The sequence below is a fragment of the Prevotella marseillensis genome (assembly GCF_900625065.1).
Taxonomy (GTDB): domain Bacteria; phylum Bacteroidota; class Bacteroidia; order Bacteroidales; family Bacteroidaceae; genus Prevotella; species Prevotella rara.
In genome coordinates, this window is record NZ_UYXY01000001.1 from 3,092,251 (window position 1) to 3,108,139 (window position 15,889).

Annotated in this window: 8 protein-coding genes; 5 read left to right on the forward strand and 3 right to left on the reverse strand. The window is 49.9% G+C overall.

Annotation, left to right across the window (positions count from 1 at the left end; translation table 11 throughout):
• Positions 1-486: 486 nt before the first annotated feature.
• The 3 genes from EJL04_RS12385 to EJL04_RS12395 form a co-directional block, all read right to left on the reverse strand.
• Entirely contained in the window at positions 487-1,581 is a 1,095-nt protein-coding gene (locus EJL04_RS12385; RefSeq protein WP_125105128.1) for a leucine-rich repeat domain-containing protein, read from the reverse strand.
• Positions 1,582-1,957: 376 nt separating this feature from the next.
• Positions 1,958-3,367: an amidophosphoribosyltransferase gene (locus EJL04_RS12390; RefSeq protein WP_021855866.1), complete on the reverse strand. Its 1,410-nt coding sequence runs from the start codon at positions 3,365-3,367 to the stop codon at positions 1,958-1,960.
• A 328-nt stretch (positions 3,368-3,695) separates the two neighbouring features.
• Positions 3,696-5,264, reverse strand: a complete 1,569-nt coding sequence (locus EJL04_RS12395; protein ID WP_125105129.1) for an ATP-binding protein — start codon at positions 5,262-5,264, stop codon at positions 3,696-3,698.
• Positions 5,265-5,835: 571 nt separating this feature from the next.
• Here EJL04_RS12395 and EJL04_RS12400 point away from each other — a divergent pair.
• The 5 genes from EJL04_RS12400 (at position 5,836) to EJL04_RS12420 (ending at position 15,874) form a co-directional block, all read left to right on the forward strand.
• Positions 5,836-6,756: a fimbrillin family protein gene (locus EJL04_RS12400; protein WP_021855869.1), complete on the forward strand. Its 921-nt coding sequence runs from the start codon at positions 5,836-5,838 to the stop codon at positions 6,754-6,756.
• A 64-nt stretch (positions 6,757-6,820) separates the two neighbouring features.
• Complete coding sequence (locus tag EJL04_RS12405; protein WP_125105130.1) at positions 6,821-10,309, forward strand: leucine-rich repeat protein; 3,489 nt, start codon at positions 6,821-6,823, stop codon at positions 10,307-10,309.
• 61 nt (positions 10,310-10,370) lie between these two features.
• The gene (locus EJL04_RS12410; RefSeq protein ID WP_125105131.1) at positions 10,371-13,874 is read left to right on the forward strand and encodes a leucine-rich repeat protein; all 3,504 of its coding nucleotides are present in this window, start codon (positions 10,371-10,373) and stop codon (positions 13,872-13,874) included.
• 80 nt (positions 13,875-13,954) lie between these two features.
• The gene (locus tag EJL04_RS12415) at positions 13,955-14,821 is read left to right on the forward strand and encodes a fimbrillin family protein (RefSeq protein WP_125105132.1); all 867 of its coding nucleotides are present in this window, start codon (positions 13,955-13,957) and stop codon (positions 14,819-14,821) included.
• 21 nt (positions 14,822-14,842) lie between these two features.
• The gene (locus EJL04_RS12420) at positions 14,843-15,874 is read left to right on the forward strand and encodes a hypothetical protein (RefSeq protein WP_125105133.1); all 1,032 of its coding nucleotides are present in this window, start codon (positions 14,843-14,845) and stop codon (positions 15,872-15,874) included.
• Positions 15,875-15,889 lie beyond the last annotated feature (15 nt).

Here is a 15,889-nt window from a genome sequence, read left to right on the forward strand (position 1 = left end):
TATCGGTGATTATCAGGCGGTTATGATATTTTTGGGAATTGTGGAATGTGTGGAAAAGTGTGGAAGAGGTGTGGAATTTTTCCACAAAAAAGTGTGGAAACGCCGTTCTACACCTCTACACACGCTCCGCTTTGGCACGCCGGTGAAGATTTTTCGGGGCGTGATCTGCTGTAAAATCTATACCGGTCATCAGGCCGGTGTAAGGTTTAGCCGTGCAGGCATGCTGACGCCTCCGGCCGCCTTATTATATTAAGTCATAGGCTTGCCGCCTGAGGCTATTTTCTAAAAGCATGCCTTTTGCCCTGCGATATGTGGCCTTTTGCAGCCTAAAAGCATACCTTTTGCAGGCTGATTTGCGGTCTTTTGCATCGCACGCGCAAACGCCTGTCAGTCAGATACTTGCAACTAGGGTATTGCGGATGCCTGCGCCACGGCACGCATGAACTGCCGCCCTGCGCCAAGAAGCATGGCAGGGCAGCCACGCGGCTACATGGGCCGGATGTTGAACTCGCGCCACACGGCCGCCTGGCGGTAGGCATCGAGCGAGGCTGAGGGCACAAGCACCGCTGTACGGCGCGACACGCCGAAGAAAGCGTCGGCACCCACTGCGGGCGGCTCCGTTGCCCCTACCGTTATCTGGCGCAGCGACGTGCACACCCTGAACGCCCTGTCGCCTATGGACGTAACGCCTTCGCCTATGACCACGTTGCCAAGATTCATACAGTATTTGAACGCCTCGCTGCCTATGCTGGTGGTGCCTGAGGGCATGGTTATGCTGCTTATGCTGCGGCACTTCTCAAAGGCTCCGTCGCCAATGCTTATCAGACTGTCGGGCAACACTATCGAACTGAGCGATACGCAGCCGCTGAACGCCTTGTCGCCAATGCTCATGAGCCGGGCAGGAAGCGATATCCGGGTAAGGCTGCCGCATGAGGCAAAGGCCTCGTCGCCTATGTAAGTCAGTGAGCCGGGCAGGGATATTGAGCTGAGTGAGCCGCACTCTCTGAAGGCAAGGTCGTCTATTATGGCAAGACCTTCGGGCAGGCTAACCTCCCTGAGCGAGCTGCATCCGCCGAACGTGGCTGCCTCTATGATGCGCACACCGGCCGGAACGGCAGCCGACAGAAGCGACCTGCAGTCCATGAACGCGCCGCTGCCTATGCTCCTGACGCCGTTGCCCATGCTCACGCGCGATAGCATAAGGCATCCGCTGAACGCCTTGCTGCCTATGCTCTCCACGCTGGCAGGCAGCGACATCGACGTAAGCTGGCTGCAATAGGCAAAGGCCTCTTCTCCGATATGCCGTATGCCCTCGGGCAGGCCTATGCGCCTGAGGCTGCTCTTGACGCTGAATGCCGTTATGCCTATGCCTGTTACCTTATAGCTGATGCCGCCGTGGCTTACCGTGGCAGGCACGTCTATCTCGCTCTCGTAGCTCTCGCACGAGCTGACGTCAACCTCGCCGGCAGTCTTGTCGGTTACGGAGTAAGTAAGGTTTCCTACGCTGAATGTCTGCGCCAGGGCGCATGCCGATGCCGACAGAAGGGCTGTCAGCACTACTAATGTCTGTCTGATGATCATGGTATGAACTGTTGAAATGTTTTTAATAATGTCGTATCGACTTGTTTGTATGCACGCCGTATGCCGTTATGCAGGCTGGCTGAAAGGTTACTGCGGCTGCTGCGGCATAAAAAAGAAGGTGAACGGCCAAAGCATCAGTGCCCGGTCTTCACCTTCAATATTGCTTGCGGCAGGATTCTGTCAATTCGGCCGATGCGCTTTTTGCATTTTAGCAAGTGTATCTTTGTAATCCGACGGTAGAGTATAGCTGACTGTACGCCCGACAGGACTTGACAAAAAGACACCGGTAATGTCAGAAAAGCGGCCCGAACGGATGACGGGAATATATGCATCCTTTATAATCCGAAATTACAGACTCCGCCTTATATATAATACGTCAGAAGCAGCCGGTGCCGTCGAAGCAGTGAGTGCAGAGCTTGCACTTGGGCAGACCGATGGCGTCGACGAGGTTTTCGAGCGTGTTAAACTTGAGCGAAGTGAGGCCCAGGCGCTCGCGTATTATCTCCACCATGCGCTCATATTCGGGCGAGCCTGTGGTGGCATATTTCTCAAGATTCTTGTTCTCGTCGCCCTCAAGCTCCTTTATTATGCGGCGCGTTATCAGTTCGAGGTCGCTCTTCGACGACGTGAAGCCGATGAACGGGCAGCCGTAGATGAGCGGCGGACAGGCTATGCGCACGTGAGCCTCGCGCACGCCGTAGTCGAACAGCACCTTAACGTTGTCGCGCAGCTGCGTGCCGCGCACGATAGAGTCGTCGCAGAACAGCAGACGCTTGTCCTTGAGCATGGCGCGGTTGGGTATCAGCTTCATCTTTGCCACGAGGTTGCGCAGCTCCTGACGGCTTGGAGTGAAGCTTCGCGGCCATGTAGGCGTATATTTAGATATGGCGCGGTGGTAGGGCACACCCTTGCCTTCGGCATATCCGAGAGCCATGCCCACGCCCGAGTCGGGTATTCCGCAGGCGCAGTCTACCTCCGACTTGTCCTGCTGTCCCATCTTCTTTCCCATCTCGAAGCGCACCTCCTCAACGTTGCGGCCTTCGTAGCATGATGTGGGGAATCCGTAGTAAACCCACAGGAACGAGCATATCTGCATCTGCTTCTCGGCCTTGCGCATCTGCTCTACGCCGTCGGCCCTGAGGCGCACAATCTCGCCCGGACCAAGGTAGCGGTCGATTTCATAGTCGAGGTTAGGAAAGCTGCTCGATTCGCTCGTGGCTGCAAACGCGCCTTCCTTGCGGCCTATCACGATAGGCGTACGGCCCCACTTGTCGCGCGCCGCTATGATTCCGTCCTCGGTGAGTAGCAGCAGCGAGCACGAGCCTTTTATCTTGTTGAACACATTCTCGATGCCCTCAACAAAGTTCTTGCCCATGATTATCAGCAGCGCTATGAGCTCGGTCTGGTTGGTCTTGCCCGAACTCAGCTCCGCCAGATGCATGTTCCTGGCCAGCAGATCCTGCTCAAGTTCGCTGATGTTGTTTACCTTGCCCACGGTTACGATGGCAAAGCGTCCTAAGTGTGAGTTGATGATGATAGGCTGGGCGTCAGTGTCGCTGATGATGCCTATGCCTGAGTTACCTGAAAACTTGCCGAGCTCGTCTTCAAACTTAGTGCGGAAGTATGTGCTCTCAAGGTTGTGGATTGAGCGCATAAACTGTTTCTCCTCCGCATTATAAGTGGCAAGTCCGCCACGCTTTGTTCCCAAATGCGAATTATAGTCAGTACCGTAGAACAGGTCTGTAACACAATTCGACTTCGAGATTGTTCCGAAGAATCCTCCCATAAGATATGTTTTTGTTAGTGTTCAAGAATCCGAATGGTTTTCGGTGGCTGCAAAGTTACAAAAATATTGGCTAATCATAAACAGCCGGCATGCAGTTTTTTTAACCCTGACAGGGCTTTATTATTCAGCCGGGATTCTCGCTTAATGTAAATCAGACGGCCATAAGCCCGATATAAAACGGCAACACAGCCGGGTGTAAAATGGCTGGTCAGGGACAAAAAATATCCGGCCCGGACACGAAGTCCGAACCGGAATGTGAACTATGTAAAACAAAAATTTATTGTTATGTCATCGTAACCTACGGCCATATCTGCTGTAAGGCGAAAGCTCAATCCTGCACTTTCCAGTCGGATATAGTCCCCGTCTCCGACGAGAAGCTGGCACCAATCTTGAACACACGGCGGCTGTCTGATTCGTATTCGCGGGCATAGCCCTTGTCTTCTATCTGACTGAGAGCCTCGTCTGCCGTGCCGTCGAGCTTGAACTCAAAGATATAGACATACTGCGGAGTCTCCACCACGCAGTCAACACGCCCCTGGCTCTGCACTTTCTCCGTGTAAACGGTGTAGACGCTGATAAGACGCATGATGAGATAGAACGTGTACTGGAAGTAGCGCTCGCGCTCCGCCTCGTTGTCCTTGCGGCGCATGGTGTAGGGGATGCTCGACAGGAAGGAGGTGAACAGCGTGCGCAGACTGTCAGCCTCGCCTGCCTCCATGGCGTCAATCACGTCGAATATCCAGCCGTTGAGACGCTCGCGCGGCTGAAGATACGAAGAGGCAATCATCGTGAGAAAGCCCTTCTTTACTTCGTCGTTGGGGAAGTCGAGAAGGAATGTGTTATGGCGCATGTTGTAGTCCTTTATCGTGAGGTAGCCGCTTTGGTATATCATAGGCAGCGGGCGCTCCACGTCGGCTTTATAGTCGATGAACTCCTCCATGGCGTAATATTTGCCCGTAAGCTCGTTCATGTTCTCGTTGAAGTGTGCAAGCAGGCGGATTAGATAGGTAGGAGTGCCCGAGCGAAACCAGTAGTCGTCAACGCTAAGACTGTCAAGAGCGTTGAGCAGACTGAATGGATTGTAGACGCCCGTCATACGCTTGCTGAAGTGATATCCGTCATACTGGCGTCTGAGCCGCTGGCGCATCTCATCCGGAGTGCATTGGTATTCAACGGCAAGGTCGGATATAGGACTGCTGAAATAATGCTCAAGCTCATCCTGCGTTATGCCGCAGAGCGTTTCGTAGCGCGCATCCATGCTGATGTCCTTTGGCTGGTTGAAGCCGCTGAACACGCTGACCTGCGAGAACTTGGTTACGCCTGTTAGCAGGACAAACTGCAGATGGGCGTCGGCTCCCTTAAACACGGAGTAGAAGGCCTTGAGAACGTTACGGTGGCGGTCTTCAAGCTCGCGGCTCATGTCGAGCACGTCTAGTATCGGTTTGTCATACTCGTCTATCAATACCACCGCGCGGCGGCCTGTCTTGGCGTGGGCAGTACGCAAAATCTCAACAAAGCGGTCGCCGTAGCCCAGCTCGTTCTGACGTACAGGCATGTCATAAAGATGTTCCCATTCCGACAGACAGAAGTTGAGTTTCTGCTCAAGTTCGCCCGCATTTGTGAAGTTTCCGCCGTTGAAGTCAACATGGAACACAGGATAAACGTTCCACTCCTTCTCCATGCCGTCGATGGCAAGACCCTTGAAAAGATCCTTGCGGCCAAGATAGTAGTTCTTCAGCGTAGACACAAGCAGACTCTTTCCGAAGCGGCGCGGACGGCTCAGGAAGTAGATTCCGCCCTCATGCGTGAGATCGTAAATCATATCCGTCTTGTCTACATAAACGTAGCCGTCTTCTATAATCCGGTCGAAGCTCTGTATTCCTATTGGGTATTTCATTTTTGCGTTTTTCCTTTCTATGTATGGTTGACTTATACGGCGGAAGTCCGCCCGTTCATTATGCAAATATAGTGAAAGGCGAGTGCAATGCAAAACAAAAAAACACTTTTTTTGAGTTTGCCTTGCCGAGCCGCCTCCTATATTATGTAAATATAGTGAAAGGCGAGTGCAATGTAAAACAAAAACCACTTTTTTTGAGCTTGTCTTTCCGAGCCGTCTCCTATATTATTAAATATAGTGAAAGGCGAGTGCATTGCAAAACAAAAACCACTTTTTTTGAGTTTGTCTTTCCGAGCCGCCTCCTAATATTATCTATTGTTATGCGGATATACACAATTTTCGCTGAAGACAGAAAACGCATCGGTATCAGCTGCTGTTTATGCGTGCACATAAAAAACATGAATTTCTGTCTTATTTTATGGTAAAATGTCCATAAAACATCCGTTTTTGACGCTCATACATATTAAATATTCACTTTTTTAAGTTTGTGAACCATTGTGAACTTGTTTTGCGTTTGCTTTTGGCGTATCTTTGCACTCACAAACGATAAACCTTATAAAGACTGTTGGGTATGATTAAGAAAAATATACTTATATGGATGACTGCCGCACTTGCATTCTGCGCATGTTCATCAAGTGAAAACAACGGAGATGAAGGCGAAATCGACCCGCCGTCGCCCCACGCCGTGCCTATAAAGATAAGCACTACGATGGAGAGCGTAGACGGCACGAGAGCCACAGATTACGGATTTGAGGCCGGCGACAGGATAGGTCTGTTCGTAGTGAACCATAATGCTGACGGAACACCGGGAACGCTGCAGCCGGTCGGCAACCATGTTGACAACATGAGGTTTACATACAGCGGAACATGGACTCCTGACGAACAGATATACTGGAAAGACGAGACCACACACGCCGACTTCTATCTCTACTACCCCTACACACCGTCGCTGACATCGGTAAACGCAATGCCGTTCAGCACGATGGCCAACCAGAGCAACACAAGCGACTATAAGGCATCCGACCTGCTTGTGGGAATTACAAAAGACGTGGCACCCACAGAGGCTGCCGTTGGCATAACTGCATCGCACGTGATGAGCCAGATGCTGATAAATCTGGCGGCAGGCAACGGATTTACCGACGAGAGCCTGGCCGCAGCATCAGTAAGCGTGAAGATAAACGGCATAAAGACACAGGCCACGGTAGACCTTGCAACAAAAGCCGTTACGCCCACGGGAACAGCCACAAGCATAACACCGCTGAAAGAAAACGGAAGCTACAAGGCCATAATAGTGCCGCAGACAGTGGCACAGGGCAACCTGGTGACTGTAACCGTTGACGGCCGCGACTACAACCTGCAGAAGGCATTCACATTTGAGAGCGGCAAGCGCCACAAATTCACCGTGACGCTGAGCAAGACAAGCAACGGAATAAACGTCGACATAGATGATTGGGAAGACGACGGCACAGATAATGGCGGAACGGCAGAATAATGTTTCAGGTCGGTTGTACTAATGTAGCATGTAAAAATTTAACGCCATTAAATAAAGTCTGCAGATGATTACCATAAAAAGCAACCAATACAAACTTTTAATATATATAATCACAGTCTGTCATTTATTGGCAGGCTGTTCTGACGATCTTTTCGGCGGAGACGAAAGCCGCGGCAGCGGCAACCGCATAACACTGTCGGGCGAGATTGACCAGCTGGCGGTTACGAGAGTAAACGACAGCGGGTTTGCCGACGGCGACGTGATGGGCGTGTATATTGTCGACTATAACGGCAACACGCCCGGCACTCTGCAGCCGAGCGGCAACAGGGCAGACAACGTGCGCCATACATATGACGCCGCCAACGCCAAATGGAACTCTGCCTACGACATCTACTGGAAAGATGACCACACACACATTGACGTCTACGGATACTATCCCTTCGGCAGTCCGGAGAGCATAGACGCCTACCCGTTCACCGTGGAGCGCGACCAGAGCAAGCCTTCGGAGGACGGCGTGATGGGCGGATATGAGGCCAGCGACTTTCTGTGGGGAAAGGTGGCCGACGTGGCTCCGACAGACAGAGTAATACGTCTGCCCATGGCCCACCGTATGGCCAACGCCCACGTAACACTTACCGAGGGAACAGGCTTTGCAGCCGGCGAATGGGCGCAGACAGAGCGCACTGTGCTCGTGGCCAACCTGATACGAGGGGCAAAGATAAACCTTAACGACGGAACGGTGAAAGCCAAAGGCAGCGTAGAGCCTACGGCCACAGTGCCTGCAAGAGTAGGCGACGAGTGGCGTGCAATAGTTGTGCCTCAGACAGTAGCGGCAGGCACAACGCTGTTCACTATAACCGTGGGCGGCATACCTTATAAGTTCAGCAAGAACGAGGCATTCACCTATACTGCCGGAAAGATGAGCAACTTCACCATCCGTGTTGACAAGAAAGCCGAAACAGGACAATACACTCTTACGCTCGTCAACGAGAGCATCACGCCATGGGAGAGCGACCTCGTAAGCCACGACGCCGAAGGCAAGGCGTATATTGTGATAAACACGACACGCGGACATCTTAAAAGTTCTATAATTGCTGCCAACAAAGACTACACAAAGCTGAAAAACCTGAAGATAACAGGAGAGATAGACGCAACAGATTTTGAGTTTATGAAAAATGAGATGACTCAGCTCGAGGCGTTGAATTTGAAGGATGTCAAAGTGTATGGAAGGTTTGGAAACCAAGAATGGAACGGGATAAGTGATAATGTAGAAAAAGAGGGCGTGATACCAGTAGGTGCTATGTCTGATAAAAAATCATTATTATATCTAGTGCTACCAGATAAATTGGAAGCTATAGGTTCTTCCGCATTTGATAACTGCACAAATTTAACGGGCTCTTTGCTCATTCCTGAAGGTGTAACACGAATTGGTAGTGGTGCTTTTAGTCAATGTAATGGTATAAAAGGAAGTTTATCTTTACCAAGTACTCTTAAATATATTTCTCGTGAGGCATTTTATGGATGTGATTTTACTTGTCAATTAATTCTTCCAATGAATTTACAATATATAGGGTTTTATGCTTTTTCTGATAATAATGGATTTTATAATAATTTAATTTTACCGGATGAACTAACTTATATAGGACCTTATGCCTTTAATTCTTGTGGAAGTTTAAAAGGTGATTTAAAAATACCACAAAAAATTAAAGAAATATCAGAAATGGCTTTTTATGCTTGCGGTTTTAATGGTACACTTTATCTTCATAATGGTATTACAAAAATAGAGCATTCGGCATTTAAGAATACTTCTTTCAAAGGAGAGCTTATACTTCCTATGAATCTTACAAAAATTGGCGATAATGCTTTTGATGGTTGCTCTTTTTCTGGTGAGTTAAAACTTCCGGAGAGTTTATTATCAATTGGTAATAACGCATTTAATGGAAATAGTAGGTTGTTTGGAATTTTGGAATTTCCTGATAAAATACAGACTATTGGAGATTACGCCTTTAGTTATTGTTCAGGCTTGCAGGGATTAGTTATTCCAAAAAATGTTGAAAGCATTCGCCAAGGTGCCTTTCTAAATTGCTTCGGCATAGGCTCTATCGTATGCGAAGGAGACATTCCACCTTATCTTGGTAGCGGTGCTTTCGACGGCGTGCCAAAGGATAACTTTACGGTTGAAGTGCCTGAGTCGGCTGTTCCACAATATCAGACAGCCACCGGCTGGAATGAGTTTAAGCGCATTGCCGCCCATCATGAGTTGGTATGCCGTCCGTCTACGGTATGCGCACTGAACAACGGACATACGCAGACATTGGTGCTGGATGCTGAAGGCGAATGGGAAGTGGAGAGCAAACCCGACTGGTGTGAGCTGTCGCCAATGAGCGGTAACGGCAAGACGGAAGTAACCATAAGTATAAACACTTTGTCGAAAGGTGCAGGCAACAGAACCGGCGAAGTGGTGTTCAAACTGAAAAATGAAGACTATACCCATACGTGCAGCGTAAGCCAGTATGACTACATCTATGGTGAAGACGAGTGGCTGACGCTGCAGAAGGCGACACGAGGCAATACCGGCGGAATAAATGTTGTGATTATAGGCGACGGATTCAACGCCAAAGACATAGCCGAAGGCGACTGTCTTCCTGCCCTGAAAGAGGCTGCACAATATCTTATAACCATAGAGCCTTATAAGACATACTCAAAATACTTTAACATCTACATTGGCTTTGCCATGTCTAACGAGAGTGGTATAGGTTCGGTGAACACCATACGCTACAACCGTTTCGGCACAACATTCACTAGCGGCACTGGATTAAGTGCCGACTATGACGAGATATTCAGATATGCTCTCAATGCCCCTACAGTAAATCAGAACAACCTGAACCAGACGCTGATAATAATTGTGCCCAACACTACCGAATACGGCGGCATAACGCAGATGTGGGAAGACGGCTCGGCTATAGCAATCTGTCCGCGTAGCACAGACGCATATCCTTACGACTCGCGTGGAGTTTTGCAGCATGAGGCAGGAGGCCATGCCTTCGGCAAGCTTGGCGACGAGTATATATACCACAATGTCTTCATCGACGCATGTCTTTGTAAGTGTTGTTCCCATGTGGGTGCTATTAATCAGGCAAAGTCGCTCGGCTGGTACGACAACCTGTCACTTACGGGCAAGATGCACGAAGTGCCATGGAGTCATCTGATATTCGACAACCGATACAGCAATCTTGTAGATATTTATGAAGGCGGATTTATGCACAGTCGCGGCGTGTTCCGTTCAGAGCAGAACTCGTGCATGAACAACAATGTGCCATACTTCAACGCCATAAGCCGCGAGAGTATAGTAAGGCGAATAAAGAAATATGCCGGCGAGACATTCTCGTTTGAGGAATTTGTGGCCAACGACAAGACTGATGCAAGCAGCGCAGTCAGTGCCACACGCGGCGTAGGCTCAACATCAACATATCACGGACGACAGATGCCGCCCAAGATACATAAGGGCAGTCCGCTAAAGAGCATAAGGAAAGCGCGCAGGCACAGACGCTGACCACGTTCGGGTCTATATAGATGGCGGCTAAAGTCTTAACAAATGATAAAGCCATAAGATTATGAGAAGACAGAACCAATACAAAATTTTAATATATATATTAGCATTCTGCCACCTGTTGGCAGGATGCTCTGATGATTTGTTTACTGACGACACAGGTCGCGGCAACGGACAGAAGATAACTTTGTCGGGCGAGATAGACCAACTGGCCATTACGAGAGTTAACGACAACGGATTTGCCGACGGCGACGTGATGGGCGTGTATATTGTCGACTATAACGGCAACACGCCGGGAACACTGCAGTTGAACGGCAACAGGGCAGACAACGTACGCCATACGTTCGACGAAGCTGCCTATAAATGGAACTCGGCCTATGATATTTATTGGAAAGACGACCACACTCACGTGGACATATACGGATATTATCCCTTCGGCAGTCCCGAGAGCATAGACGCCTATCCGTTCACCGTAGAGCGCGACCAGAGCAAACCATCGGAAGACGGCACGATGGGCGGCTATGAGGCCAGCGACTTTCTGTGGGGCAAGGTGGCCGACGTGGCTCCGACAGATAAGGTTATCCGTCTGCCCATGGCTCACCGCATGGCCAACGCCCGTGTAACCCTCACAAAGGGTACAGGCTTTGCCGACGGAGAATGGGAGCAGACAGAGCGTGTGGTACTAGCCACCAACCTGATACGCGAGGCTACGATAAACCTTGCCGACGGAACTGTAAAGGCAAGCGGCGGCATAGAGCAGACATCAACAATGCCGGCACGCGTAGGCGACGAGTGGCGTGCAATAGTTGTGCCTCAGACCGTACCGGCAGGCGCCACGCTGTTCAGCATAACCATCGGCGGAATACCTTATAAGTTCAGTAAGAACGAGGCGTTTACGTATACGGCAGGAAAGATGAGCAACTTCACAATCCGCGTCGATAAAAAGTCTGTAAGCGGACAATATGCCCTCACACTTGTAAGTGAGAGCATCACGCCATGGGAGAATGACCTCGTAAGCCATAACGCCACGGCAAAAGAGTATGTCATAATCAACTCTACCCCCGGTCATCTTAAAGACGCTATCACTGCTGCCAACAAGGATTATACAAAGCTGAAGAACCTGAAGATAACGGGACAGATAAACGGAGTTGATTTCTACTTTATGAGAGACGAAATGACATCACTACAGGCTCTCAACCTGAAAAATGTGAAGATATCCCGCACTGATGTCAAATTGCATTATGGCTCAGGAAGTTTACAACCAAGAACGTATGACGAGGATGAGATACCAGAGGGTGCCATGGCTGAAAAAAACAGTTTAAACAGACTTGTATTGCCAGACACTTTGAAGATTATAAATAGTTGCGCATTTGAAAGTTGTAAAAATCTGACAGGTTCTCTTATCATTCCAGAAGGTGTAACAGAAGTCAAGACTGCAGCATTTGGTGACTGTGCATTCAACGGTTCACTATCCCTTCCATCAACATTAAAAAAACTTGGTAATGGATTCGAGTCTACTTGGTATAATGGAACTTTCACTAACTGTAAATTTGTCGGTGAACTTATTCTGCCTGAATCATTGGAATTTATCGGTGAGAGAAGTTTTGAAGGATGTTCCGGACTATATGGAAATCTGCATCTACCCGACAAGCTGAAAGAAATTAGAAAAAGAGCTTTTCAGAATTGTAAAAATCTGACTGGCGACATCACAATTCCACAGGGTGTGAAGATTATTTCTGAAGAATGTTTCTCTGGAAGTGGATTTAATGGTAATCTGCAGTTGCATGACGGAATATCAACTATTGAAAAGTCTGCATTTAACAATGTTCCTTTACGTGGTGATTTAAAGTTACCAAAAGAATTAAATATTATCAGTGATTATTCTTTCTCTGGATGTGATTTTTCCGGCGTATTGTCACTTCCGAGTTCACTGACTTATATAGGCGAAGATGCCTTTTACGGAAACTGGCGCCTGATGGGAACACTCGAAATTCCGCAGGATGTGGCGAGCATTGGCAAAGAGGCTTTTGCTAATTGTCGTTCTTTGGAAGGAATTGTCTTTCCAGAAGGTATAGAAAGTGTGCGAGATGGAGCCTTTAAAGAGTGCTACGGCATAGGTTCTATTGTATGTAAGGGAGAAATGCCTGCCTATGTTGAAGGCACGGCTTTTGAAGGTGTTGCCAAGGATAACTTCACGCTTGAAGTGCCCGAAAGTGCCATAGCCCAGTATCAGGCGGCACCGGGATGGTGCGACTTCAAGCGTATAGCCGCCCATCATGAATTGGTATGCCGTCCGTCTACGGTATGCGCATTGAATAATGGACACACTCAGACATTGGTGCTGGATGCCGAAGGCGAATGGGAAGTGGAGAGCAAGCCCGACTGGTGTGAGCTGTCGCCAATGAGCGGCAAAGGCAAGACAGAGGTGACCATAAGTATAAACACTTTGTCTAAAGGTGCCGGCAACAGAACCGGCGAAGTGGTGTTCAAGCTGAAAAATGAAGACTATACCCATACGTGCAGCGTAAGCCAGTATGACTACATCTATGGTGAAGACGAGTGGCTGACGCTGCAGAAAGCAACACGAGGCAACACAGGCGGAATAAACGTTGTGATTATAGGCGACGGATACAACGCCAAAGACATAGCCGAAGGCGACTGTCTTCCTGCCCTGAAAGAGGCTGCTCAATATCTTATAACCATAGAGCCTTATAAGACATACTCAAAATACTTCAACATCTACATAGGTTTTGCCATGTCTAACGAGAGCGGTATAGGCACGGTGAACACCATACGCTACAACCGTTTCGGCACAACATTCACCAGTGGTGTCGGCTTGCGTGCCGACTATGACGAGATATTCAGTTATGCTCTTAATGCCCCGACCGTAAATCAGAACAACCTGAACCAGACACTGATAATAATTGTGCCCAACACTACCGAATACGGCGGCATCTGCCAGATGTGGGAGGATGGTTCGGCTATAGCCTTCTGTCCGCGGAGCACCTATGGCTATCCGCTCGACACCCGCGGAGTGATACAGCATGAGGCAGGCGGTCACGGCTTCGGCAAGCTTGGCGACGAGTATATCTACCATAACGCCTTCATCGACTTCTGCAACTGCACGTGCTGCGGCCATGTAGACGCCATCAACTGGGCAAAGTCGCTCGGCTGGTACGACAACCTGTCGCTTACGGGCAAGATGCACGAAGTGCCATGGAGCCACCTTATTTCCGACAGCCGCTACAGCGATGTTGTTGACATCTATGAAGGCGGATTCATGCACAGTCGCGGCGTGTTCCGTTCAGAGCAGAACTCATGCATGAACAACGAAATTCCTTATTACAGCACAATAAGCCGCGAGAGCATCGTAAGGCGTATCAAACGCTATGCCGGCGAGACATTCTCGTTCGAGGAGTTTGTTGCCAACGACAAACGTGATGCAGGCATCGTCACCCGCGGCATGGGTGTCGGTTCTGTAAGCGTCGGGCACGGACAGCACATGCCGCCCAAGATACATAAGGGCAGTCCGCTCAGCAACATGCGCAAGGCACGCCGCCACAGATAAAAACATGAAACGGAAATTGTGAATAACGTGAATAATACTATTTTAGTATAAATTTTTAAGTAAATTAAATAATAAAGACGATGAAAAAGCGTATTATACATATAGGTCTTGCACTTGTTGCGCTGATAGCAGCCGGATGCAGCCAGGAAGACGACACACCGGTAGACGCAAGGCATACGCCCATGAGGTTTGAGGTGACTCATCCTTCACAGCGCACAAGGGTGACCGACTCGGGATTCGAGAACGGCGACAGGATAGGTCTGTTCGCAAGCAGCACCGACAAGCCCCTCGAGATAGGCGGCAATCTTGTGAACAACGAGCCGCTGACGTGCAGCGGCAGCTCATGGACCGCAAGCCGCACGCTCTATTGGGACGAAGGCACGTACAACTTCTATGCCTATTATCCTTACATGACGTCCGTAAGCTCTATCGAGGACCTGCCCTTCAGCGTGCAGACCGACCAGAGCACGGCCGACGGCTATGAGGCCAGCGACTTCCTGTATGCACAGACCAACAACGTCAGCGCGTCAAATTCTCCCGTAACCCTGGCCTTCAAGCACATAATGAGCAAGCTCACCATACGCCTGATAAAGGGCGAGGACTTTGAAGGCGAGATGCCTACATACGCCGAGGTGTATGTGCACAACACTGTGCCTGAGTCGACCATAGACCTAAGTGCCGGCGTTGCCACAAAATATGTAAGGGGCAACGGCACCACGATAAGGGCCCGACAGATGAGCAGTTATATCTATTCGGCCATAATAGTGCCTCAGCGCGTGGCCAACCGCATGCCGCTGATAGAGGTTGTGATGGACGGCGTGTCGTATCTCTACGAGAGCACGTTCCAGTTTAAGCCCGGCACGGAACATCTTGTAAACTTCATCATATCAGGCAACCCTGAACAGATTAAAATTGAAATAGGAGGCGAGATTGTCGGTTGGCAATAGTCTTGCCGGTTATCAACTTGAATGAAAGCGACAATATATATACTATCCATACTAACTCTCATTTTAGGGGGTGTGGCTGTGGCTTTGGGGCTGCAGCCCACCCTCGGACAGACTGACAGCAAAAAAAACATCAACAGATACGGGCTGCATGAGGGGCTCGAGCTTGTTGGCCGCGTTGACGGCAAGGGATATGAGACCTTTGCGGTGGTAGACGAAAACGACAGACTGCTCTTCGCCATACCGCTGCGCAACTGCATGTTCGACGTGCGCTACCGCAACGGACAGCTGCGCTTCCGCGAGAACGGCACAGACCGTGAGGGATTTGTCGACCGCAACGGCAACGTTACGTTCTTCAGCACAGGCACCGGCATACCCTCTACGGTTGAGCAAGAGGAGAGCAGCACCATGGCGCAGGCGCCTGGACAGAGCACATACGAAGGCGGACAGAATAGCGGCAAGGCAGACAGGTCGGGCAGCATGACCGACGGCGACCTGAAACAAATGGCACGCAGCAATCCTTTCTATAAGGAGGCTGCCAAGATCCTTGCAGGCAAACTGTCGGTTGACGACGCCCAGCGCCGCCGCGTGATACTCAACTACTGCGAACACTTCCGCATGGCTTACACCACCAAGGACATCGACTTTCTGCGCCAGGTGTTCAGCGAGCAGGCCCTCATCATCGTGGGCAACGTGGTCAAGACCAAGGCCGGCAGCGAAGGCAAGTTTATGCCGGCGTCGCGTGTTGAGTATAACATCCGCACCAAGAAAGAATACATATCGCGGCTAAGCAAGGCTTTTGCCGCCAGCAAGAACATAAGCGTAAAGTTCTCCGACTTCCGCATAATGCGCCATCCAACAATGGACGGCATCTACGGCGTCAGCCTCCGCCAGCAGTACAAGAGCGACCGCTATGCTGACGACGGCTACCTCTTCCTGCTCTGGGACTTCCGCAATGAGTCGATGCCGCTGATACATGTGCGCACATGGCAGCCGACAGAGACCATCAGCGATGATAACGAAGTGATGAACATCAGAGACTTCAACCTGGAGTAACTAAAGACAAGTTAA

Coding starts and splice junctions, on each gene's coding strand:
- EJL04_RS12400 (WP_021855869.1), top strand. CDS start 5,836: ATGATTAAGAAAAATATACTTATATGGATGACTGCCGCACTTGCATTC.
- EJL04_RS12385 (WP_125105128.1), bottom strand. CDS start 1,581: ATGATCATCAGACAGACATTAGTAGTGCTGACAGCCCTTCTGTCGGCA.
- EJL04_RS12415 (WP_125105132.1), top strand. CDS start 13,955: ATGAAAAAGCGTATTATACATATAGGTCTTGCACTTGTTGCGCTGATA.
- EJL04_RS12410 (WP_125105131.1), top strand. CDS start 10,371: ATGAGAAGACAGAACCAATACAAAATTTTAATATATATATTAGCATTC.
- EJL04_RS12390 (WP_021855866.1), bottom strand. CDS start 3,367: ATGGGAGGATTCTTCGGAACAATCTCGAAGTCGAATTGTGTTACAGAC.
- EJL04_RS12420 (WP_125105133.1), top strand. CDS start 14,843: ATGAAAGCGACAATATATATACTATCCATACTAACTCTCATTTTAGGG.
- EJL04_RS12395 (WP_125105129.1), bottom strand. CDS start 5,264: ATGAAATACCCAATAGGAATACAGAGCTTCGACCGGATTATAGAAGAC.
- EJL04_RS12405 (WP_125105130.1), top strand. CDS start 6,821: ATGATTACCATAAAAAGCAACCAATACAAACTTTTAATATATATAATC.